This is a genomic window from Bacillus proteolyticus, assembly GCF_001884065.1.
Classification (GTDB): Bacteria; Bacillota; Bacilli; order Bacillales; family Bacillaceae_G; genus Bacillus_A; species Bacillus_A proteolyticus.
This window is the reverse complement of record NZ_MACH01000131.1, coordinates 1-24381: the sequence shown is the minus strand read 5'-3', so window position 1 is coordinate 24381 and position 24381 is coordinate 1. Positions and strand designations below refer to the sequence as shown.

Here is a 24381-nt window from a genome sequence, read left to right as displayed (position 1 = left end):
TCACTGCAAAATATATCAACTTTTACTGATTTACTTTTTTAATACTCTCTTTTTCCTCTATATGATCCTCACGATATGAAATATTATGAGGGTCTAGTCCATTTCCTAAAGAACCATAGAAATGCTCTCTATGCGGATCCACTAATTCACTTCCTTGATAGTACACGCGTGGTGTATTCCATAGCGCTGCCAACGCTTTTGTCATCGGCATCTCATGATAGCGTTCCGGCCACATTTCTTTAATTTTCTCTTTTACTAAAGGATAGTATTTAGAGCTCATAGCAGGAAACAGATGATGTTCCGTATGATATGAGAAATTGAAATGTAAAACGTCTACCCAGCGCGGCACTGTTACTGATAAACAGTTTGCTAACGGATCATTTACTGGAACAATTGGATTTAAGCGATGATTTGTTGCGATATATGCCATTACAATGAAGTTAGCAATTAACAACGGAATCACATATGCAAATAACCATTTTGCTGGTCCCATAATAAACAATAGACTAATCCAAACAGTCCAAGGCAAAAGGAGTTGAAGCCATACAGATTTTTGGTTGGATGACTTAAATTCCTTTATAAAATGAAAGAACATTCGAGTTGAATGCAATGTAAATTGAATTGTTAGTGACAGAAAACTAAAGAAAGAACGTACATGAAGCGGCATACGATATACCCAACTCAAAAACTTACTCTTTTTAAGCTTCTCAAGTGTCGGCCATGCATCTGGATCATTCTCTTCATGCTGTGTATGAACATGATGTGTTGCATTATGCCATTTTCTCCAAAGTTTTGGTCCTGTTGATAGTGGCATAAATGCAATCGCACCTAAGAAATCACGAAGCCATGCCTTTCTTACAACTGTTCCATGTAAAATTTCATGACCTAAAAACCCAAGTGAAGCAAAACATAATCCGAGAACAATCGCAATCCCTAGATTTGCCCACACATTCAATTCAAATACACCAATCGCTATTAACCCCGCTAATGCCACAAGTAAATAAGCCAGTCCACCAAATAAACGAGTAGGAACTGGTTTAAATGCTTTTTTCGGCAAATGTGGTGATACACGCGCTGCATACCACCCAAACGTATGAAGCTCCTTCATCCTTTTGCCCCTTTCTTATGCCGCGCCCTGCGCAACTTGCATATATTAATTCTCGCTTCCAGATTGATTTTACTAGGTGATCCAAAAAGCATCTATTATAAGGAAAATATACTCACTCTATCGTCACTTACTTTTCGCTTTTATTATCAATGAAAAACATTTCTCTTTTTACTCTCTATCAACCTTTCCACATGATGAATCATAACAATAGAATTTCTATATTGTCAACAACTTTTATGACCTAGTAATAAAAGTTGGTTATACTTTTATAATCATACTTTATTTCACTAAAGAAAAAGTATAGATTTCATAAGGATTTATCCACTATATATATACATATACTTAAACACAATGTACTCTATCTCATTCAAGAACTCTCTATATAATCAGCAAACGGAATCACTTAAATTTAGTTTTATATAAATCCTACTTCTTCATAATGCCCTATCAAATTAATTATATTAAAATAATTTAATCCCTCTTTTAATAAAAGTAGACTCCTTCTAAAATAACGCACATGAATTTCATATAATATGGAAATATTAAAAGGAAAATTGTTCTAAAATCAGGAGGTTTCCACAATGACAAGTGATACATTTCCACAACTGCCGTTATCTTATTGGATTGAATCTACTCCGTTTCCTACTTTCCCTCGTTTATCCGAAAATATAAAGACGAAAGTTGCTGTTATCGGTGCTGGTATTACAGGTATTACCACTGCCTATTTACTTGCAAAAGAAGGAATCGACGTTGTTTTAATTGATTCTGGTCTTATTTTAAATGGAACAACTGGGCATACAACAGCAAAAGTAACAGCACAACATGATCTTATTTACGACGAATTAATAAATCATTTCGGTGTGGAAAAAGCCAGGCTTTACTACGAATCAAATAATCATGCTCTACAATTCATAAATGACACTGTGCAAACATATAAAATCGACTGTAATTTTTCAAATGAAGATTCATACTTATATACAACTACTGATAATGGTTTAAGAAATTTATCGAAAGAATATGAAGCTTATCAAAAATTAAATATACCTTGTGACTATGTTCAATCTCTATCGATTCCTATTCCAATACAATCTGCACTTGTAATGAAAAATCAAGCACAATTCCATCCCCTCCGTTATTTGAAAACACTTTTAGAAAAGTTTGTGGAAATGGGCGGAAAGGTCTATGAACAAACAACAGCTATGGATGTAGAAAAAGGAGATTATCCACAAGTAATTACAAAGGAGGGGCATCGCATCACTTGTGAATACGTCGTCTCTTGTTCTCATTTTCCTTTTTATGATGCTAATAGCTTTTTCTTTACGCGAATGTACGCAGAACGCTCCTATGCTCTTGCAATAAAAGCAAAAACAGATTATCCAGGTGGCATGTATTTAAGTATTGATGATCCAAAACGCTCCTTACGCTATATAACAAACGATGGAGAAAAGTTGATTTTGATTGGCGGAGAGAGCCATAAAACGGGACAGGGAATAAATACGATGCTTCATTATGAAGCACTCTATTCTTTTGCTGAATCAACTTTTGGAGTAGATGAAGTTTCCTATAGATGGTCAGCACAAGATTTGATTACTCTAGACAAGCTTCCTTATATCGGACATATTAACGAAAGGAATCCAAATATATTTGTTGCAACTGGATATCGCAAATGGGGAATGACAACTGGAACTGCTGCAGCCCATTTACTGAAGGACTCCATTCTAAAAGTCCACAGCCCATATAAAGAGCTGTTTGCACCATCACGATTTCATGCAAATCCGGATATAAAAACATTTCTCTCACAGAACATTGATGTTGCTAAACATTTAATTGAAGGAAAAATTGAAACCGCATTACGTAAACCAGAAGATCTTGAAGTTGGCGAAGGATCTGTAGTACATGTAAATGGGAAACGCGCAGGTGCTTATAAAGATAAAGAAGGAAAATTACATATCGTCGACACCACTTGTACGCACCTCGGCTGTGAAGTTGAATGGAATAACGGTGATTGTACGTGGGATTGCCCTTGCCATGGTTCCCGTTTTTCAATTGAGGGCGACGTTATTGAAGGTCCTGCAGATCAACCATTAAAACGAGTTGATAACGAGTAAAAAAACAAAGAAGTTCAACAAGAAACCTGTTGAACTTCTTTGTTTTTCATGACACCTTTTCATATAAATTTCGACATAAGAAGGGAAATATTAACATTAAATAAAATAATATATTCATCTACAAATAAAAGGAGTGAATACTATGCAACCTTCTGCTCCACCTCATCTAGAACCTACAGAAACTATCTTTTCAAGCTCTATTACAAAACTTGTTGTTTTTATTTGTTGGCTAGCCATTCTAGCTGACGGATATGATTTAGGTATTTACGGCGTCGTTCTGCCAAAGCTTCTAGAAGACAACAGCTGGGCACTATCACCAGCTCAAGCTGGAACAATTGCTAGCTATGCTCTATTTGGGATGTTTATTGGCGCTATTCTAGTCGGAACCATTACAGATTTAATTGGACGAAAGTGGACACTTATATGCTGTTTAGCTCTTTTTTCTATCACAATGGGCTTAGCTGCAATTGCTCCTTCTCCTGAATTCTTTGGGCTATCTCGATTTATCGGAGGAATCGGATTAGGCGGTGTTATCCCAACGGCTTCAGCACTTACTGTTGAATATTCACCAAAAAAACGGCAATCTTTTATTTATGCTCTTATGTTTACCGGCTATCCTTTAGGTGTCGTGTTAGGTGCTATTTTATCCATGTTTATGTTAGAAGATTTCGGATGGAGAATTATGTTTGGCATCGGAATGATTCCACTACTCCTCATTCCTTTCATTATTCGTTATTTACCTGAGTCCATTCAATTTTTATTATCGCGGAATCGACAAGAAGAAGTGAACAAAATTCTTGATCGCTTTCAAATTGAATTCCATGTAAAAGATGAAATTCCTGGAACACCATCTAATATACAAAAGAAAAATGGATTTCTTACGTTATTCTCAAAAGAATACATAAAAGCAACGCTACTTTTTTGGATCACTTATATAATGGGAATGTTTTTAATATACGGTTTAAATACTTGGTTACCACAGATGATGCGCCAAGCAGGATATCCTCTTGGATCTAGTTTATCATTTCTACTTATACTAAATATTACTGCAGCTATCGGCGCATTATTTGCTGGGGCGATTGCCGACCGTATAGGAGCAAAAATTGTTATTAGCATCTCCTATCTTATGGCAGCCATATGTATTGGACTGTTAACAATTCAGCCATCTGTTACAATCATTTATCTTTTAATTGGTCTTGCTGGAATTGGATCAGTCGGTATTACTCAAATATTAAATGCTTTTGTAACACAATACTTCCCATCACATATACGAGCTACCTCCTTAGGATGGGGACTTGGACTTGGCCGAGTTGGGGCGATTGCTGGCCCTATTCTTGTCGGTATTATTATGACAATGCAATATGACTTGGCGTGGAATTTTTACTTATTCTCCTTTGCAGGTCTTATCGCACTATATCTGTTTTCTTTATTCCTACAAAATAAAGTGAAACTTTAATCAGTGGTGGGGTGCATCCCAGCTGATTATTAGCCCACACCAATTAGGCGCTTACGGGCAGTAGGCTCCCACAAATCGCGGGATAAAAAAGAGCACAAATTTATTTGTGCTCTTTTTGGTATACTTCAAACAACATGTTTCTAAATAGTGTATTCAAACTCTCAATATCAATCCCTAATCCCTTTTCAATCCCTTTCACGTATTGCTGATAATAATCAATTTGTTCTTCTAAAAATTGATTTAACACCTGAATTTTCAATCCAACATCTAATTCCGTACCTGCTTTTTTCTTTACTAACAATTTCTCAATCTCATTCAATACACTACGTTCTATAGATATTTCTGTAATTAATCGGTCAAATTCTACTGGAGGTAATGTCCCTTTCTCTTCTAGCCATTGACAAGCTAAAATAGGACGTAATACATAAAAGTACTTTTTCAACTTTACATTCTCGCCTTGCAAAAATTCACGATAATTTTTTGAAGCCATATGTAAGTAATGATATATCGTTGCCTTTGGATCAAAATTCTTTTCACTCATTTGCTGAAGCTGCTCTGGAAAATTAGAGTTTTTCGAATAAAAAATTGGTGATCGAATCCACTCAAGTAAAGCTGGATTTGACTTCGCGAATAGTTGCAATGCCTTTTTAATATCCCAGCCACTTATATCTAAATCATCACTAATCGGATATTCAATTACATCTCGTTTATCATGAATTGATAAATACCATTCTACTGGATGTATATAAACAAACCTAACATCATAATCACTATCTTTCGATGGAAATCCCCAAGCACGACTCCCTGATTCCACTGCAAATAAAATTTCTACATCATTCTCTTGCTCAATTCTTTCTAGCACTAATTCAATTTTCCCTCTCATTTCATACCATCCCCATTTTTTGATTATTTCCTTGGAAATTCGACAAATATATTACCAATTTTACTACATACTAAAATAACTGCCAGAAATTTTCTGACAGTTCAATAAATCCTACTTTCTCTTTTCAATTACAGTAGCGGTAATTCGTTCAAACTCTTTTTGAATTTCCTCTTTATATGCATCCACTTTTGAAAAATCCATAGCAGCAATATAAATTCGTTCTAATTTATCACGAACTGATTTCGCTTTTGCCAAGAAAGACATCGCCTCATTCATTTTTGCCTTATATTGAATGGAAACGTCACGAATTTCTTTAGCATATTTTTCATCCGTCCCCGGTGTAACAATAAGAGCGTACATATCTATAATCTCATCACCCACGCGACTTGGAAAATATTCATGTGGTGCGGTACTATCAAAAATTGCAAATCCTAATTCTCTTACAATAACCATATCAAGACTATTCGGATCAAATCCGCAATGATACACTTCAACTTCAAACCCTTTTTCTTCTGCTGCCTGCGCTAACTTTTTGAGCATTGTTGATTTTCCAGAGCCAGGGCGTCCTTTTATAAAATAACGATGTGGTAATCCTTCTGTTAAATTAGGAACGAAATCAACTGCTCCTTTCGGTGTAGCAGCTCCTAAAAAACGATGTTTCACAATCGATTGTTTCCCCTTTTTATCTGTAAATAATTTCTGAATCAATTGATCTGTTAGTCCATTTGCTTTGTTAAAATCAATATTATTAAAATATATTTTCTCCCACTCATCGTGTATAACTAATGCCTCTTGAAAACATCCGTAAGCAGATTTGAAAGCCTTGCTCGTTTCTGATACAAATCGTTCAATTTCTAACTTCTGCTTTCTTAATTTATCTGAGTCCCAAGCAACTCCTAAATTAATATACTCTTCCACAACCCCTGGCATTTTAGGCTCAATAACATGCGGTGATGTTCCATCAACAATTCCTACTTTTAATTTTGGGATAATCACTCCATCAACTGACTTATTATCAGAAGAACAATGTAAAAGTTCAATATCATATCCCTTTTCAACCCATTCACGACCTATTGCCTTTATTAAAGAAGATTTCCCAGTTCCTGGACCACCCTTTAAAATAAACAACCTGTCTAGCCCTTTTAAATTCTCTTCGTATAAATTATGAAATCCTCTAGCTGTATTTCCACCAGCATAATAATTCAATACATTACCTGTCACTGCACTCACTCCTTCGCAGCATTCTATTTACATAAGCTACAATATGCGAGCCACCTTATTTGGGTGAATACCTATTTTGTATTGCACTAAAAAAGGAAATGAATTACAATTTAATTATTAAAAAAATCGAAATATTAAAACTGAATATATCTTTATCAAGAGAGGCAGAGGGACCGGCCCTTTGAAGCCCAGCAACCTCAGTTTATACAAACTGAATAGGTGCTAATTCCTGCAAAATGCAATGCATTTTGAAAGATAAAACTTAACCATTGTGTGCAAAACTCATCTTTCTTGATTATGAAAGATGAGTTTTTTATATTTTAAAACATATATTGGAGGTATTTAAAATGAAAGTAATCGACCTATCACAAACATTTGAAAACAATATGTCTCAATTTCCTGGAACACCAAAAATCCAACTAGAAGCAATTACAAACGTTGAAGAGACGGGCTATCAAGTTACAGATTTTCATTCTGTCGTTCATGTAGGTACACATTGCGATGCCCCTGCGCATTTCATTTCAGGTGCAACCACTATTGATCAATTACCCTTAAAACAATTTGTAGGTGAGGCCGTTCTTATCGATGTAACTCATATCCAAGAGAGAAAGTTACCTAAGGAAGTATTGCATAATACCGATATAAAAGAAGATGATATTGTCATTTTCCATTCCAATCTATCTAATAAGTGGAATACAGCAGCTTATGAGAAAGAAGCGTTTTATCTTTCCGAAGAATTAGCTGAAGAACTGGTTCAATTAAAAGTAAAATCAGTCGGTTTAGATTTTATTTCCCCTGATGAGGTAACGACAGAAACATCACCGATTCACCACATATTACTAGGGAATAACATTTACTTAATTGAAAACTTAACAAATCTAGATGCTATTAAAGCGAAACGTTTCTTTTTCTCAGCAGCACCTTTAAAAATTAAAGATAGTGACGGTGCTTTCGCAAGAGCATTCGCTGTTATTTTTTAAACACGCCTACAAAAAAAGCAAAGATCATTTTTGACCTTTGCTTTTATATTTTTTATTTAAATTTAAAAAGAATTGTTCCACTCTTGGGCGTAACCAAGCTAAATAGTCTTTATCTTTCTTCTTTGTACAAGTTATCTCTTCTCCATCCACCATTTCGACAAGTTCTAGCTCTAACAATTGCCTCGTAAATGCTACCATATTTACTTCTTCAGCCGGATACTCTTCTTTTAATTTCTCCTCAATTTCTCCCAATAAAAAGCCGTCTCGCATCATTGCTAGTGCATCAATCCAAAGTGGCGGCATTTCATATGTTTCTCCTGTAATTGTATCTTTTACAATATAATTCAATTTCTCTTTTCGAAATTGAATCGTGTGTAAACATACAGTCGAATTTAATGTTAATTCCATCATACCACCTCTTTCATAATATCCGCATAGAAAAAAGGATGCGCGTGCACCCCTTCTTTTCTTTTCATCACACTACCGAACCGTTACACGAGCTAAAAGCTCTATGTCGATATTTTCCTCCATTATAAACGAAGTGTTTTATAAAAAAAACCCTTCTTGAAACATTTTATAAAATGTTTATATTTACACAACAAGAACACTTTTCTGAAAAGTAATTTCGTCTACTGCACTACACTGTTGGTAAATAAATTTCCACTTTCGTTCCTACACCCATACTACTTTGAATCGCGATACTCCCTTGATGTTCTTCAATAATTTTATATGTAATCATTAGTCCAAGACCTGTACCATTCTCTTTTGTTGTATAAAAAGCTTTTCCGATCTTTTCTATCTTCTCATTTTCTATCCCAAAACCTTGATCTTCAATAGAAATACACAAATTCTCTCCACCTTTTTTATATGCACGAATCTGAATATCTCCACCCTTTGGCATCGATTCTATTCCATTTTTGATAATGTTTAATAACACTTGCTTTAATTGTTTATCATCACCATTTATAACAGGTAAATTTCCATCTACTTGCAAATGAAATTTCACTTTATATTGAGTCGCATAACTTTCCATTAACTGTACAACATATAAAAGGATTTCCCGTATATTACACCATTCATAATTTGTTGGTTTCGGTTTTCCTAATAACATCAATTCACTAACAAACTCATTAATTCTCTCAATTTCTTGCAGCATAATCTCATAGCTCAGCGTATCCTCAAGATTTCTTTCCTTTTGAATTTGTGTAAATCCTTTTAAAGCTGTTAATGGATTTCGAATTTCATGAGCAATTGTTGTAGACATGGTCCCAATAAGAGCTAAATTTTCGGTCTCTTTCATATTGCTCATCATCTTAACAACTGTTCTTACATAAGACTGGAAACGTTTTAACAGAGAATGTGAAATAATAAAAAAGAATACACATAAAACAAGCGGAATCACAACTTTTATATCTTGTAATATCAACGTGAAAAATACATATTTACCAATTACACTACAGGAAACGAAATAAAAATATTTTCTATTCACGAAAATCGGTGCAAATAAAATTAAAAATATTTCAACCATATTTCCATTTTCAAAAACACGATCACTGTGTAAATAAATCATTAAGTTATTAATAATGTCAATAAGCATATATCCAATTAAAAATAAATATTTTACAAAATATACATACCCTTGTTTTCGAAGATATATTGAAATAGGAAACAAAGATATTACTAATATATATACGCCTATTCCCATACCACCTTCTGGCCAACCTATCCTTGCTTCGTTAATATTCATAGCAGGATAAACAAAATAATAGATAACGTCATATAAAAAGAATATAATATAGAATAATAATATAAATACTTTTAAAGCTTCTCTTTCTTCATAAATCAAGCTCTTGTATTTGTTCATATAAAAACTCCCCTTGATCAATACAAAAATGACATTTCACATGTTATCCCCTTAAATTATACGTATGAAATTGCTTTCAGAGCAATATATAACCTTCTAATACTAAAAGGAAGGAGATACAGCTCCTTCCTTTTCAATCACAATTTATATCCACCTTACCCTATCGTGTAGCAATCCATCAGTAAAATTATTATGCCCTATTACAAAATCCTTCATATATAAATTTAGATATTCGCCGTACTTACTTTCCGTATTTAATAATAACTCCTCAACGTAATAAGCACCTTGTCCAAAGGGATCTAAAAGTAAACTGCACAAACCTGCATAAATTCCGCACCCTACTTGGAAGTATGTCGCATTCGTTTTATATTTTTGAAAAACTTGGCTGCTATTCATCACGTTATACATATATGTTTCACTATTTTCATAAACGAGTAGCACACCAACCAAATCCTCTCCAGCAACCTGTTCTTCAGCTGGATTAAATACTTTACGATTCCAATTCCATAAATCTTCTACCTTATCTAAGTTCTGTCTAATTAAATTAGTTGTATACTCATTAATTCGGTAAAGAAAACCCACTTCCATATTGAAGGTTTTCCCTAAAATTAAAACTTCCTCATGTGGCATTAAACAACCATAAAACTCTTCTTCTCCTAACTTTACTTTGTACTCTGAAGCATATACATCCTCATAAAAATAAAGAGGACGATGATGACTCATATACATCGGATAACTCCATATCGCTTCATCTAGAAATCGCTCTACTGCCCATGAAGCATAAAGTGTATGTGGCTTTATAAGTGCCGTATCATTCAAAAATGACGTATCATGTTCTACAATATAGCATGCTCGTGGCTTTTCATTTGGGCGTTCTTTCATAAGCTCCACAACCATCCATTGAACAACACCAGGATTCATACCTGAGCCTATAATCGCTCTTGTATTTGTGAATGTTGCTTTCTCCTTCTCAAACCTCGTATACCTTTCCGTAAGCTGAAAACCGAGTAAACTATTGTCCTGATCTACTGCCTCATTTTCCAAAGCCGAATTAATGTAACAAATGCCAAGTTCATTACAACAACTCAGTACCCTAATCGTATCCGCCCCTGAAACATCAATAACAACCTTCGTTCTTTTTTCTTTTAAATGTTGTTTAAATTTGACTACATCTTGAAGGTTCATTTCATATAAAAAAAATTGCTCTTTCAAATTTGGAAACAACTCATCATAATAATTTTTATCTTTTTGTTTTATATCCACCAAATGGAAATCTACATTCTTTATCACTTCATAAATTGGATCTTTTTCATTTACTACCGCTTGATTCAAAATTGCTAACACTGCTTTTGCTGCTCCACCAGCACTGCCAAGCAACGTAATCGAAAGCGAATTTGGAAACTGCTCCACAAATAAAACCCCTTTAATAAATTAGTTGAGCAGCACTTACTCAAAAAGTGAATTGAATACAACAAAAAGTAGCTCGTACATCTTTTTTATAATGTAGTACAAGATTACCTCTTTATAAGTAAAAACAGTAACATACTTATATATTCAATTCACTTTCCCCCTCATATCCAAATAACGGTAAAAAAATAGGCTCGACCTTTTCTTCCGCATATATAAAAGAAAAAGCCAGCCCTTTAAACTAGCCTACGGACAATGGACAGATTTCACATGTTGAATATTCACATACATTTTTGCGTCACGTGCTTTTAATATTTCAATATGTCCTTCATCAATTTTCTCCATCTTTCCGATTTTGTTATATTCCTCACCTAAATCAAAAACCATAATTTTCCCAGCCATTTTAATAAGCTGTTCTTCAAATGTTCTAGCTAAAGTAATATTTAGTGGATTTACGGGGAGTTCATTTTTGTTGAGGGAATAAGGTACTTGGTTCTCTTTATAAGGAATTAACCATTTCAAATGCTTTAAAGATATATACACCGTTTTATAAACTGGGCTATAAAAAACAATATAATCGTTCATTACACTTGTAACATAACCGTGTATTGGAGCATTTCCTGCCACATAAATTTCTGTAAAAATCCCTTTAGATGTGCTTAATACTTTCCTCAAAGAAATTGAAGGTGATTCTCTCTTAATTACAGAGTCCACATCTGGTTTTAATATTTCTTCTTCATGCCCTCTCAAAAATTTATAATATTGGACATGGTATAAAGATATATATACATAGTCTTGTCCATTGTAAAGAACTACAATATCATTTCCTACATCAATTAATACACCTTTAAATCTTTTTTCACCGATTAATTTAACGTATATATTTTCTCCAATATTTTTGTTCAGCTCATTCATCTATATCCTCCTTTCTATGAAATTGTACTTTTCTCTCTTCTATTTCCCAAAAATAATCGGGGGCACTTTTCTGTTTTTTAATAGTAAGAAATTCCTTTTCATATATCGCGAAATAATTGCAGCGATATATGAAATCGCTCTTCAATTTCAATCATAATGCCCCTCTTATTTATTAAACATTATTCTTCTTCATTCTTTTTGTTTTTAACTATTTGACTTACACTCTTAATATGAGAATTAATTACATAAATGACTTCATCACCGTTTACTAGTGTAATATTTCCATCATGTATATCACTTAATAAACCCTCCACACACTCTGGTCCACCACGATTAATCTTTATCCACGTATACTTCAAATCATTTAATACATCTAAAAAAGTATCGTCATCAGAGCAGAAACATGAATCATAGTCTCCTTGCGCTTCTTTCACTTTTCTGACTAGACTCTTCACATGTTTCAACTGATAATACACTACTTCTCCATGAGGTAATTGTAGTGTAAGGTAATCTTTCCCTAACACTGACAGTACACCTACTCGACTTTCCGGTCCGCGAAGATTTACTTTTACATTCTCACCTACTAAACCTTTGATTTGATCACAGCATACTAACTTCTTCAAATTCATACCCTCCTTTCTGTATTATCTTCCTCTACTTGATTGTCTTTGTGCGCGAGCTCGACTTGAATTATTGCTGTTTTCATTACTTTTCTCATCGCTACTCTCATCGCTCTCTCCACTTACTGGTGCATTATAATTAACACTTTTAATATGAGACAGTGCAATTAGTACAATTTCTTCTTTTATAATTAACGTTACATAATCATTAGAAACATCTTGTAAAATACCTTCAATTTTCTCTGGACCACCACGATTAATTTTCACCCAGCGGTATTTAAAGTTTTGAAGTAGCGTTTCAAAGTCTTCTGCACTGTCTTCTTCCGACCATCCAGAATCAGCTATTCCACCATCTTTCGTATTTTTTGTAATGCTTTTCAGATGACGAAGCTGATAGTAATGGTGCTCTCCTTTTTCATTCTGTAATACGAAGTAGTCCGCACCTATTGACACTATTGTTCCTTTTTGAGATTCTGGTCCACCTCTGTTTACTCTTACATTAGATCCAATTAAACCTTCCAAAAAATCCCAATTGAATAAACTCACGAGAAAACCCCTTCCATTAATTTATAAGCTTTTGCACTGATAGTATATGTATCTGTACAGGTTATGTTCGCTATGTTTGTCCCCGCCATGAAAAAATATGCTTTTAACTAATAGTACGAATCCCTATAAAAATCTTCTTTCCCTTAAATTAACTCTAGGATTTCGGGTGATTTTTTCATATCTTCATACAAAAATCCCCCGTATTAAGATACATTTCTTCATATCTTAATACGGGGGATTTTCATAAATTTAATCTTCGTCTTTAACATCCATATCTTCCGGAATTGGCTCATTTAATATTTCTTCCACTAATTGCTTATATTTCTCCATTTGTTCTAAATGTGTATTAAACTGTTCCTTGTTTAATAAATATTGCTCTCCATCAAACAGTGCACGAACTTTCTTTTGCTGAATTAAATCTTCAACATACGATTTGGGTAAATTCAAATATTCCGCAGCCTCTTCTATCGTTATATACAATGTGTTCATCCCTTTATAGTTTTTTCATATATATACTGTATCTTACTTTATTTTTGTAAACAAATAAAAAAGATTTTGTAAATACAAATTAAAAAGCAGGTAGATGCATTCCATATATTGTATAATAATATAGTAAGTATTTTTTTAAAATATAGAATGGTATTACCCATTTACACAAAGGAGAGTTAACATATGGCTACTCGTCACATCATTACAATGTTAGAAAAAACATTACGAGTTGAAACAGAAAACACAATTTCTCATCTATCTAAGTCTTTATCCGATCGTATTCTTTCACAAAGTGCAGCAGTACATGAAAGCAATTGCTATCATACAATTGGCGAATGGTACAAAAATCATTTCTTATTCCAACAAGATGATTTCCTTTGGGCTAAATACGTTTTCTATGATGCATATTGTGAGGCTATAAAAAAACAAGGCCATCTTACAAAACGCGTTCGCCAAATATTAGAATCATTAGCTCGAAAACATGGAAAACAATACATTGCTTCTATACTAAATATGCCATTTCCGAATGAACAGGCGAAAGGGACAGCATAAACCAAACCTAGATTCATTGTTTTCTAGAGAGATTACAAATAAAACGTTCATGTCACATGAACTAATGAAACCGGTGTCATGATAATGATTGCAGATATAATAAACAGGAAACCCCCCATTCACCTCTCTCGTCCATACGAATAGAGAGGTGAATGGGGGTATACTTGTTCCTTTATTATTTCATCATCTGCTTAATCAATTCTCGATTTCTCTTCTTAAATACCTCATTATGAGAAGAAACCATACCATACTCACTCGCATCTGGTTGAATAAATTGTTTCGCTTTATTTACAGCATTTCCAGCATCTTGGAATGCCCCTGCAATTAAATGTAATTTTCCGTCATGCTTTAAAATATCTCCAGCAGCATATAATCCGTCTACCGAGGACTCACTATTTGCATTCCCTGCAATAAAGTAATTATCTACAATTGCGACATCTAGCTCACTATTTTCCAATAATGCAATGTCACGTTCATATCCATGATTAATAATAACTTCATCGATAGATAACTGAGAAACCTCTCCCGTTTCATGATTTGTTAATGCTACATATTCAATCGTTTCATGGTTATCACCAGCAATTAATTTTGTAATCGATGTATTAAAGAAACATTCTGCTGAACTGTTCATAAGTTGTTTGACTTGTGCTTCGTGACCAGACAATTCTTCTTTTCTATATGTTAAATACACTTTTTTCGCGATTGGTTCTAATTCATTCGCCCAATCAATTGCAGAGTTCCCTCCACCTGAAATAATTACCGTTTTATCTTTGAAACGTTTTAACGATTTAACTGTATAATTTAAATTTGAGACTTCGAATCTCTCTGCACCTTCAATTGACAACTTTTGTGGATTCAATATACCACTCCCAGTTGCGACGATCACTGTTTTTGAAAAATGTTCTTCTCCATTGCTTGTTTTCAACGTAAAAATACCATCTTCATTACGAATAATTGATTCTATTTTTGTATTCAATGCAACTTCAGGCTGAAATGTTAATCCTTGTTGTACAAGTTGCTCAATTAATTTCTCGCCAGTAACCGGTAATAATCCGCCAATATCCCAAATCATTTTTTCTGGATAAACATGTATTTTACCACCTAACTGTGGTTGAAATTCTATTATTTTCGTTTTCATCTCTCTTAGTCCACTATAAAAAGCTGAATAAAGCCCCGCAGGCCCTCCGCCTATCACGGTTACATCAAACAATTCTTCTTGATTCATTCGTGTTCACTCCTCAGCTATTAATCATTGATTATCATTCTCAATAAAATATAACCTGTTTCCTCAAAATTTACAATCAAAATCACTATTGACAATACACCTATATAAAATTATAGTATTTAAAGAATCAATAGTGATAATCATTATCAATTTGTTAATTATTAGCAACTGTGAGATTACATCTTCTTCTATTACTATGGTGAATACTATGTGGTAAAATCTCAAGTTCAAGATTGTTAATAAGACTTTTGTATTACCACTAACTTTTCAAAAGATCAAAGCTAAACAATTTATTGTATATTACATATCATCTATCAAAAGGAGAAAGACCATGAAAAAATTATTTATTTCACTAACAGTTCTGTTCGTCCTTGTTATGAGTGCTTGTAGCAATGGTTCAACAGACAAGAAGAGCGACGCAAAAGGTAAGAAATCAGAAACAATTACATACCAATCTGAAAATGGTAAAGTTGAAGTTCCAGCAAATCCACAACGTGTTGTTGTCCTATCATCATTCGCTGGTAACGTAATGTCATTAGGTGTAAATCTTGTTGGGGTAGATTCATGGTCTAAACAAAACCCACGTTTTGATAGCAAGCTTAAAAATGTTGCTGAAGTATCAGATGAGAATGTTGAAAAGATTGCAGAATTAAATCCAGATTTAATCATTGGTTTATCCAATATTAAAAATGTTGACAAGTTAAAGAAAATCGCTCCTACTGTAACATACACTTACGGAAAAGTTGATTACTTAACACAACACTTAGAAATCGGTAAATTATTAAATAAAGAAAAAGAAGCAAAAACTTGGGTTGATGATTTCAAGAAACGCGCACAAACAGCTGGAAAAGACATTAAAGCTAAGATCGGTGAAGATGCAACAGTTTCTGTTGTTGAAAACTTCAATAAACAGCTTTATGTATACGGCGAAAACTGGGGCCGTGGAACAGAAATTCTTTACCAAGAAATGAAATTAAAAATGCCTGAAAAAGTAAAAGAAAAAGCTTTAAAAGAAGGATACTACGCATTATCTACTGAGGTATTACCTGAGTTCGCCGGTGATTACTTAATCGTAAGTAAAAACAAAGATACTGATAACTCATTCCAAGAGACAGAATCATATAAAAACATTCCAGCAGTAAAAAATAATCGTGTATATGAAGCAAACATGATGGAATTCTATTTCAATGATCCACTTACATTAGATTTCCAGCTAGACTTCTTCAAGAAGAGCTTTCTTGGTCAATAATACAAACATGAGGAATTCTTAATTTAAGAATTCCTCTTCCTTTATTCTATGAAAAGAAAAGATGTGAAACTGATGACAAAAGAGAAAGACAACCTACGTTCCAACGCTTTTACATACAAATTAATTTTGAGTATCATTGCATTCTTTCTTATTTTTATGTTCGCAATGGTGTTAGGTGCTGCGGATACTTCTATAAAAGATGTATGGTTAGCACTTACTTCCTCTGCTAAAGGGGATAAGCTATCCATCCTTCGTGAAATACGTTTACCACGTGAAGTTGCTGCTATTTTTGTAGGCGCTGGACTCGCTGTTTCTGGTGCAATTATGCAAGGATTAACGCGAAACCCTCTTGCTGATCCAGGATTACTTGGCCTAACTGGCGGCGCAAATGCTGCACTTGCACTAACACTTGCTTTCAACCCTTCTATAAGCTACCTTTACTTAACACTAGCTTGCTTTATCGGCGCTGCAATTGGCGCTATTATGGTATTTGGAATTGGCATGGTGAAAAAGGGCGGACTTTCCCCTCTTCGAATTGTATTAGCTGGTGCTGCTGTTTCAGCATTTCTACTTGCAATCTCAGAAGGTGTTGGCATTTACTTTAAAATTTCACAAGATGTATCAATGTGGACGGCTGGAGGCGTAATTGGAACAACTTGGGGCCAATTAAAAATTATTATTCCAGTCATTTCAATTAGTATCTTTATCGCTATCTTATTTGCAAGGAAATTGACAGTCCTTAGTTTCAGTGAAGAAGTTGCTGTTGGACTAGGTCAAAAAATTATTGTTATTAAAACCATTTTATTTATCATTATTATCTTACTTGCTGGTGCGTCTGTAGCGCTTGTCGGAAATATGGCATTTATTGGCTTAATGGTACCTCATATGGTACGCCCAATTGTCGGTCCAGATTACCGATTTGTTATACCGATGTCAGCAATTGCTGGTGCATCCTTTATGCTACTTGCAGATACAATTGGACGTACGATTAACGCTCCGTACGAAACACCAGTTGCTGCAATTGTCGCTATTGTAGGGTTACCAGTCTTCCTATTTATCGTTCGTAAAGGAGGAAGAACTTTCTCATGATGCAATCTATTCTAAGAAAACAACGTATTATCATACTCGCTTTACTTATACTGACCATTACAACCATTGTAGTTGGAATGGGGCTCGGTTCAGCATCTTTATCTTATGATCGATTACTCCCAACACTAATGGGACAAGGTACATTTAAAGAAGAATTTGTTTTATATTCTTTACGACTACCTAGAATTGTCATTACATTATTAGCCGGTATGGCGCTCGCTTTATCTGGTGCTATCCTGCAAGGTATTACACGTAACGATTTAGCTGAACCTGGCATTCTTGGAATCAATGCTGGAGCTGGTGTTGCAGTTTCCATTTTCTTTTTATACTTTCCAATTGACGTAGGTTCTTTTCTTTACTTACTACCAGTCGTTGGGTTTATCGGTGCTTTCCTTACTGCTGTTCTAATTTATGTATTTTCATATAGTAAATCAACAGGACTTCGGCCGGTGCGATTAACATTAACCGGTATCGGATTTTCATTTGCACTATCTGGAGCGATGATTGTCCTTATTTCATCCGCAGATCGCATGAAAGTAGACTTTATTTCAAAATGGATTGCCGGAAATATTTGGGGAGATGACTGGATCTTCGTTTTAGCAATGCTCCCATGGTTAATCGTATTAATTCCGTTCGTTTTCTATAAAGCAAATCGATTAAACATTCTAGCATTAAACGAACCAGTCGCAATCGGTGTTGGAATTGAAATTGAAAAAGAACGCAGATACTTATTAGTTGCAGCCGTTGCGCTTGCAGCTGCAGCTGTTTCCGTAACAGGGGGAATTAGCTTTATCGGGCTAATGGCTCCTCATATCGCGAAATCTTTAGTAGGTCCAAGACATCAAATATTCATGCCAATCGCCGTTTTAATAGGCGGATGGCTATTACTACTAGCAGATACAATTGGACGAAATATCGTTGATCCTAATGGCATCCCAGCAGGTATTGTCGTTGCTTTAATTGGTGCTCCTTACTTTATGTATTTGTTGCTTAAGAAAGCGTAAAGAAACACCCTCAAGATTTTTTCTTGAGGGTGTTTTCATTTTACTGCTGCCCATACCCTTCAAACTTCTTCGCCAAATTCTCCATTTCGTCTTCTGGCAATAATTTCGGTTCCCCAACACTTTTCGTTTGATAATAAATTTGAGCACAAAACTCAATCTCTTCTGCAATAGTAAACGCCATTTTTATATTATTTGCACCAGCCATTAAACCATGATTCGCAAGTAAAACTGCACGACGATCAATCATTCCTTCAAAAGCTGCCTCTGCTAATTGCTTCGTACCAAATGTTTCATACGGTGCACAGCGAACATTTGGACCTGCAAAAGCAATTAAATATGACACAGCAGGAAGTTCCCATCCTAATGATGCAATTGTCTTCGCATAAGGAGAATGTGTGTGCACAAGCGCATTTATATCTTCACGATTTCTATAATAAATAAGGTGCATATCGAGCTCACTTGATGGTTTTCTCTCTCCTTCTATCACTTCACCATCTAAATTCAATATAACTACGTCTTCAGGCTTCGTTTCATAATAATCTAAACCGCTTGGGCTAATTGCAACAAGCCCTTGTTCACGATTAAAAATACTAATATTACCCCCAGTCCCCTTTGTTAAACCACTGGAGATCATTTTCTTTCCATACGCTACAATTTCTTCTCTTTCGTTTTGTAATAACATATACATCCCCCTAAGTATGAAGCTTATGATGACTGACTATATATCTACTTACTAAAATAGCTTTTTTAAGTTCTCCGTAAACGGTGCTTCCACAATCCCTTTTTCCGTAATAATCGCTGTTACATTTTCATATGGCGTAACATCAAATGCCGGATTATATACTTTACTTTCTTTCGGAGCAGAATATTGTCCGAAACGATTGATCACTTCAGAAGCATCTCTTTCTTCAATTGGAATTTCTTTTCCTGTCGGTGTTTTCAAATCAATTGTCGGCGTTGGTGCTGCTACATAAAATGGAATGTTGTAGTATTTAGCTAAAATAGATACGCCTAATGTTCCAATTTTATTTGCTACATCCCCATTTGCTGCTACGCGGTCACATCCAACGATTACCGCATCAATTTTCCCTTGTGACATGACCATTGCTGCCATATTATCTGTAATGACCGTTACATCAATTCCCGCTCGCTGCAGTTCTAATGCTGTTAACGTTGAACCTTGTAATCTTGGACGTGTTTCGTCAGAGTAGATTTTAAGGTCCCATCCTTTTTCTTTCGCTAAGTACATTGGAGCTGTCGCGGTACCGTACTTAGTCGTTGCTAACGCACCTGCATTACAATGCGTTAATACTCCCATGCCATCACGGAATAATGTTAATGCGTGTTCTCCAATTTGACGGTTAATTTCTTCATCTTCTCTATGAATCTCTTTTGCTTCTTCTAATAATCTCTCTTTCAACTGCGCAATTGATAAGTGAGCATTCTCTTTCGCTACACTTTCCATTCTTTCAAGCGCCCAAAATAAATTTACTGCCGTCGGCCTTGATGTTGCTAAATATGTACATACATTTTTTACTTCCTCTATGAATTCTTCCGCCGAACTTTCAGCAACTTCCTTTACCCCTAAATACACACCATAGGCTGCTGAAACTCCTATTGCCGGAGCTCCTCGTACTTTCATTACTTGAATCGCATCCCAGACACCCTCAGCCGTTTTAAAAGATTCATAGACTACTTCGTTCGGCAATACCGTTTGATCCAACAACACTAAAGCATCATCTTTCCACTGAATTGGTATTAATTGCTCTGCCATCATCTTCTCCCCTTACTTCGCACTATGCATTTGTTTTCTTAACGTTTCTACAAAGCTGGTACCTGTTTTATATCGATTCGCTTGTAAAATAAACTTCTTCGCTGCCTGAAGACAAATTCGCTCCATTCTAGCACGCGCTGCATCATTCTCAATACAAGTAATATCCTTTACCTTCGCTAGACCAACAATACGGCGAATTAACTCAAGACCCGTCACTGCAGCTGTATCCTCTAATACAGATTGTAAATAAACTTGGTTAAAGCCTTCTTCCTTCGCCATAACCTCTGTCACATGAATATCCCAAGCATCTAAAAACTTCTTCTTAAATAAATCAATTACATCTATTATGGTAGATTCTAACCAGTTCATATATGTATTTTTCTCCATACCAGATTGCATCACTGCATCTGCATTCACCCATGCAAACATTAAATTCGCCATTACATTCCCAACGTCATATCCCATAGGTCCATAAAAAGCAAACTCAGGATCAATAACCTTTGTAGAATCACTTTTTACAAAAACAGAACCAGTATGTAAATCACCGTGAAGCAGCGCTTGTGCATTCGTCATAAAAGAAAACTTAAGTTTTGCTACTTCCATACGAAGCTCTTTATCACTATAAATATGCTCTCTAATCCATCCTTCATTTAATTGAAACAATTCGTTGCGTTTATTATGATTTGTAAACGGCTCTGAATATACGAGGTCCTCTGTAATCTCACATAACTCAGGATTTATATAATTTTTCACAAGTTCCTTCTTCTCTTTATGATTCATTACAACATCTGATGTTAATAGAAGAGTATTTACCATAAAAGTAGTTAAATCATCAGCAAGCCTAGGAAACATTTGATGATTTATGAGTGCTGTGCGCAATATTGTATAACTTGATAAATCTTCCATCACACAACAATTCATCACACTATCGAACAAATATACATCTGGTACAAGTCCAGGTGCTAACTCTCCCTCTAATCGCAAAACATCCGATTCTATACGAATTCGATTCGTCGATAACTTAAACTCATCTGAAATACGCGCTGTATCCCCAGCTTGCTTTACAATGACAGAAATGTTCTTCTGTTCATCCCAAACGCGGAACACATAATTTAAATTACCATCACCTATTTCTTTACACTTTAATCCCTTTGCATGTTCGAACTTAGGTAATCTCTCTTGCACATATGCAATCACATCTTTAGCTTCCATTAAAAAATACTTCGTGAACTTAGACATGGTTTCCCCTCCACACTAAATGTAAACGTTTTCTAAAAGCCATAAAAAAATAATAGACTGAAATTTTTTCAATCTATACTATATCTTATTTGTTGCAATACATATCTCGTTTTTATTATATCTTGTTAGAAATGAGCGTCAATGTTTCTATTTCTCATTGCAATATACTTCTTATTATATATATTTATGATGACAATAATTGTTCACAAAGATTCCGATACATTTTGTTTTATTTATCTCACAATTCTTTGTAAAATAGAAGTAAGCAGTTCCTTTTCAAATCTACAACTTCTAAGAAATATTTCCTTCCTAAGAATTTATACTTACACCATGTCTCTAACATACACACTACTCTTTCCAGCACTCATTGAAAATTTATGACTTGAAAATTACCTTTTAATTCCCTAGCAGCCTTAATTGAGAATAAATATTAATTAAATTGGTATAAAGTTGGTTTATTCTCTTGACAAAATAACCACTTCTATATGATAATTAATATTGAATTAGAATTATTATAGTTAATTAAAAAATATATTTTATGAGCAAACTAATTTCCGATGCTCAAAACCAACCTTTAGGAGGAATTTTAATATGTTATTAATCGGCACAGAAGTAAAACCGTTTAAAGCTAATGCTTACCATAATGGAGAATTTATCCAAGTTACTGACGAAAGTTTAAAAGGAAAATGGAGTGTAGTTTGTTTCTACCCAGCAGACTTCACATTCGTTTGTCCAACTGAACTTGAAGACTTACAAAACCAATATGCAACTCTAAAAGACTTAGGCGTTGAGGTATACTCTGTATCTACAGACACTCACTTCACTCACAAAGCATGGCATGATAGCTCAGAAACTATCGGCAAAATCGAATACATTATGATTGGTGACCCAACTCGCACAATCACTACAAACTTCAACGTTTTAATGGAAGAAGAAGGTCTTGCTGCTCGTGGTACATTCATCATCGATCCAGACGGCGTTATCCAATCTATGGAAATCAATGCTGACGGTATCGGCCGTGACGCAAGCATTCTTGTTAACAAAATTAAAGCTGCTCAATACGTACGTAACAACCCAGGTGAAGTTTGCCCAGCTAAATGGCAAGAGGGTTCTGCAACACTTAAACCAAGCCTTGACCTTGTAGGCAAAATCTAAGGAGTTCGATCAAAATGATACTAGATGCAGATATAAAAACACAACTATCCCAATACCTTCAGTTAATGGAGAACGATATTTTACTTAAAGTAAGTGCAGGAGACGATAACGTATCTAAAGATATGTTAGCTCTAGTAGACGAATTAGCTACTATGTCATCTAAGATTACAGTAGAAAAAGTTGAATTAGAGAGAACACCAAGCTTTAGCGTAAACCGCCCTGGTGAAGACACTGGTGTCGTATTCGCTGGTATTCCATTAGGACACGAATTTACTTCATTAGTGTTAGCTTTACTACAAGTAAGTGGACGCGCTCCAAAAGTTGAACAAAAATTAATCGATCAAATCAAAAACATTCAAAGCGAATATCATTTTGAATCTTATATCAGCCTAAGTTGTCATAACTGTCCTGATGTTGTACAAGCTCTTAACGTAATGAGCGTTCTTAACTCTAGTATTACACATACTATGATTGATGGCGCTGCATTCAAAGAGGAAGTAGAAAGCAAAGACATCATGGCAGTACCAACTGTTTACCTAAACGGCGAATCTTTCGGAAGCGGTCGTATGACACTTGAAGAAATTTTAGCTAAATTGGGTAACGGTCCAGATGCATCAGAGCTTTCTGATAAAGATCCATACGATGTTCTTGTTGTTGGTGGCGGCCCTGCTGGTGCAAGTGCAGCAATTTATGCAGCACGTAAAGGCATCCGCACTGGTATCGTTGCTGAGCGCTTCGGTGGTCAAGTAATGGATACTATGGGCATTGAGAACTTCATCAGCGTAAAACGCACTGAAGGTCCTAAGCTAGTAGCGAGCCTTGAAGAGCACGTAAAAGAATACGACATCGATGTAATGAATCTACAACGTGCGAAACGTTTAGAGAAAAAAGAACTTATTGAAGTGGAACTTGAAAACGGCGCTATTCTGAAAAGTAAGAGCGTAATCGTTTCTACAGGTGCTCGCTGGCGTAATGTTGGCGTACCAGGTGAAGCTGAGTTCAAAAATAAAGGTGTAGCATACTGCCCACACTGTGACGGTCCATTATTCATCGGAAAAGATGTAGCAGTTATCGGCGGAGGTAACTCTGGTATTGAAGCAGCTATCGACTTAGCAGGTATTGTTAAGCATGTAACTGTTCTTGAATTCATGCCAGAATTAAAAGCTGATGCTGTATTACAAGAACGTCTTAACAGCTTACCAAACGTAACTGTTCTGAAAAACGTTCAAACGAAAGAAATTACTGGTACTGACAAAGTAAACGGTATTTCTTACATCGATCGTGAAACTGAAGAAGTTCATCACGTTGAATTACAAGGTGTATTCGTTCAAATCGGTCTTGTGCCAAACACAGATTGGTTAGGCGAAACTGTTGAACGCGTTCGCGGTGAAATCGTAACAGACAAGCACGGTGCTACAAACGTACCAGGAGTGTTTGCTGCAGGTGACTGTACAAATAATCCGTACAAACAAATCATCATCTCTATGGGTTCAGGTG

22 protein-coding genes, 1 pseudogene and 1 riboswitch are annotated in these 24381 nt (G+C 35.1%); of the genes and pseudogenes, 9 read left to right on the top strand and 14 right to left on the bottom strand.

The window, feature by feature from the left end:
• Positions 1-22: 22 nt before the first annotated feature.
• Entirely contained in the window at positions 23-1108 is a 1086-nt protein-coding gene (desB, locus tag BAQ49_RS23375; protein WP_071747252.1) for a Delta(10) desaturase DesB, read from the bottom strand.
• A 581-nt stretch (positions 1109-1689) separates the two neighbouring features.
• Between desB and BAQ49_RS23370 the strand changes: the two genes are divergently transcribed.
• Together BAQ49_RS23370 and BAQ49_RS23365 are read left to right on the top strand one after the other, a co-directional pair.
• Complete coding sequence (locus BAQ49_RS23370; RefSeq protein ID WP_071747251.1) at positions 1690-3216, top strand: FAD-dependent oxidoreductase; 1527 nt, start codon at positions 1690-1692, stop codon at positions 3214-3216.
• 142 nt (positions 3217-3358) lie between these two features.
• Positions 3359-4659 (top strand): annotated as a pseudogene (locus tag BAQ49_RS23365) (MFS transporter).
• 113 nt (positions 4660-4772) lie between these two features.
• On the opposite strand, the gene BAQ49_RS23360 reads toward BAQ49_RS23365, so the two are convergent.
• The gene (locus BAQ49_RS23360) at positions 4773-5555 is read right to left on the bottom strand and encodes a nucleotidyltransferase domain-containing protein (protein WP_071747250.1); all 783 of its coding nucleotides are present in this window, start codon (positions 5553-5555) and stop codon (positions 4773-4775) included.
• A 111-nt stretch (positions 5556-5666) separates the two neighbouring features.
• Positions 5667-6776, bottom strand: coding sequence for a PRK06851 family protein (locus BAQ49_RS23355; RefSeq protein ID WP_071747249.1), 1110 nt, complete (start codon positions 6774-6776; stop codon positions 5667-5669).
• 149 nt (positions 6777-6925) lie between these two features.
• A riboswitch (SAM riboswitch) is annotated at positions 6926-7038 on the top strand.
• Positions 7039-7123: 85 nt separating this feature from the next.
• On the opposite strand from BAQ49_RS23355, the gene BAQ49_RS23350 reads away from it, so the two are divergent.
• Positions 7124-7756, top strand: a complete 633-nt coding sequence (locus BAQ49_RS23350) for a cyclase family protein (RefSeq protein ID WP_071735259.1) — start codon at positions 7124-7126, stop codon at positions 7754-7756.
• 24 nt (positions 7757-7780) lie between these two features.
• Here the strand turns inward: BAQ49_RS23350 and BAQ49_RS23345 are convergent, their stop codons facing one another.
• The 7 genes from BAQ49_RS23345 to BAQ49_RS23315 all read right to left on the bottom strand — a co-directional run bounded on the left by BAQ49_RS23345 (position 7781) and on the right by BAQ49_RS23315 (position 13597).
• Positions 7781-8164, bottom strand: coding sequence for a hypothetical protein (locus BAQ49_RS23345; protein WP_071747248.1), 384 nt, complete (start codon positions 8162-8164; stop codon positions 7781-7783).
• A gap of 229 nt (positions 8165-8393) precedes the next feature.
• Complete coding sequence (locus BAQ49_RS23340) at positions 8394-9620, bottom strand: ATP-binding protein (protein WP_071747247.1); 1227 nt, start codon at positions 9618-9620, stop codon at positions 8394-8396.
• Between the two features lie 144 nt (positions 9621-9764).
• Complete coding sequence (locus BAQ49_RS23335) at positions 9765-11030, bottom strand: S-adenosylmethionine decarboxylase related protein (RefSeq protein ID WP_071747246.1); 1266 nt, start codon at positions 11028-11030, stop codon at positions 9765-9767.
• A gap of 243 nt (positions 11031-11273) precedes the next feature.
• Positions 11274-11942, bottom strand: a complete 669-nt coding sequence (locus BAQ49_RS23330; RefSeq protein ID WP_071747245.1) for a YwrJ family protein — start codon at positions 11940-11942, stop codon at positions 11274-11276.
• 179 nt (positions 11943-12121) lie between these two features.
• Complete coding sequence (locus BAQ49_RS23325) at positions 12122-12571, bottom strand: spore coat protein (protein ID WP_425266554.1); 450 nt, start codon at positions 12569-12571, stop codon at positions 12122-12124.
• Between the two features lie 15 nt (positions 12572-12586).
• Positions 12587-13108, bottom strand: a complete 522-nt coding sequence (locus BAQ49_RS23320; RefSeq protein WP_071747243.1) for an LSm family protein — start codon at positions 13106-13108, stop codon at positions 12587-12589.
• 249 nt (positions 13109-13357) lie between these two features.
• Entirely contained in the window at positions 13358-13597 is a 240-nt protein-coding gene (locus BAQ49_RS23315; RefSeq protein WP_080018159.1) for a helix-turn-helix domain-containing protein, read from the bottom strand.
• Positions 13598-13780: 183 nt separating this feature from the next.
• Between BAQ49_RS23315 and BAQ49_RS23310 the strand changes: the two genes are divergently transcribed.
• The gene (locus tag BAQ49_RS23310) at positions 13781-14149 is read left to right on the top strand and encodes a hypothetical protein (protein WP_071747242.1); all 369 of its coding nucleotides are present in this window, start codon (positions 13781-13783) and stop codon (positions 14147-14149) included.
• A 175-nt stretch (positions 14150-14324) separates the two neighbouring features.
• Here the strand turns inward: BAQ49_RS23310 and BAQ49_RS23300 are convergent, their stop codons facing one another.
• Positions 14325-15374, bottom strand: coding sequence for an NAD(P)/FAD-dependent oxidoreductase (locus tag BAQ49_RS23300; protein WP_071747240.1), 1050 nt, complete (start codon positions 15372-15374; stop codon positions 14325-14327).
• A 331-nt stretch (positions 15375-15705) separates the two neighbouring features.
• Between BAQ49_RS23300 and BAQ49_RS23295 the strand changes: the two genes are divergently transcribed.
• The 3 genes from BAQ49_RS23295 to BAQ49_RS23285 are packed head-to-tail and all read left to right on the top strand — an operon-like array spanning position 15706 to position 18716.
• Positions 15706-16623 (top strand): iron-hydroxamate ABC transporter substrate-binding protein, encoded by a 918-nt coding sequence (locus BAQ49_RS23295; RefSeq protein ID WP_071747239.1) that lies wholly within the window; start codon positions 15706-15708, stop codon positions 16621-16623.
• Between the two features lie 48 nt (positions 16624-16671).
• A complete protein-coding gene (locus BAQ49_RS23290) occupies positions 16672-17712 on the top strand; it encodes a FecCD family ABC transporter permease (RefSeq protein WP_071747238.1) in 1041 nt (346 codons plus the stop codon).
• The gene (locus tag BAQ49_RS23285; protein WP_071747237.1) at positions 17709-18716 is read left to right on the top strand and encodes a FecCD family ABC transporter permease; all 1008 of its coding nucleotides are present in this window, start codon (positions 17709-17711) and stop codon (positions 18714-18716) included. Before BAQ49_RS23290 ends, BAQ49_RS23285 begins: the two co-directional genes overlap by 4 nt.
• 40 nt (positions 18717-18756) lie before the next feature.
• Here the strand turns inward: BAQ49_RS23285 and BAQ49_RS23280 are convergent, their stop codons facing one another.
• From BAQ49_RS23280 to mtnK, 3 genes are read right to left on the bottom strand one after another with little or no spacing between them, the layout of a single operon-like run.
• Positions 18757-19398 (bottom strand): L-fuculose-phosphate aldolase, encoded by a 642-nt coding sequence (locus BAQ49_RS23280; protein ID WP_071747236.1) that lies wholly within the window; start codon positions 19396-19398, stop codon positions 18757-18759.
• A gap of 51 nt (positions 19399-19449) precedes the next feature.
• Positions 19450-20490, bottom strand: coding sequence for an S-methyl-5-thioribose-1-phosphate isomerase (gene mtnA, locus BAQ49_RS23275; RefSeq protein ID WP_071747235.1), 1041 nt, complete (start codon positions 20488-20490; stop codon positions 19450-19452).
• A gap of 12 nt (positions 20491-20502) precedes the next feature.
• Positions 20503-21729 carry an S-methyl-5-thioribose kinase gene (gene mtnK, locus BAQ49_RS23270; protein WP_071747234.1) on the bottom strand — a complete coding sequence of 409 codons (1227 nt, stop codon included), beginning with the start codon at positions 21727-21729 and terminating at the stop codon, positions 20503-20505.
• 591 nt (positions 21730-22320) lie between these two features.
• On the opposite strand from mtnK, the gene ahpC reads away from it, so the two are divergent.
• Positions 22321-22884, top strand: coding sequence for an alkyl hydroperoxide reductase subunit C (ahpC, locus tag BAQ49_RS23265; RefSeq protein ID WP_000924420.1), 564 nt, complete (start codon positions 22321-22323; stop codon positions 22882-22884).
• A gap of 14 nt (positions 22885-22898) precedes the next feature.
• Positions 22899-24381, top strand: a 1483-nt coding sequence (gene ahpF / locus BAQ49_RS23260) for an alkyl hydroperoxide reductase subunit F (RefSeq protein ID WP_071747233.1), incomplete at its 3' end; no start/stop codon positions are given.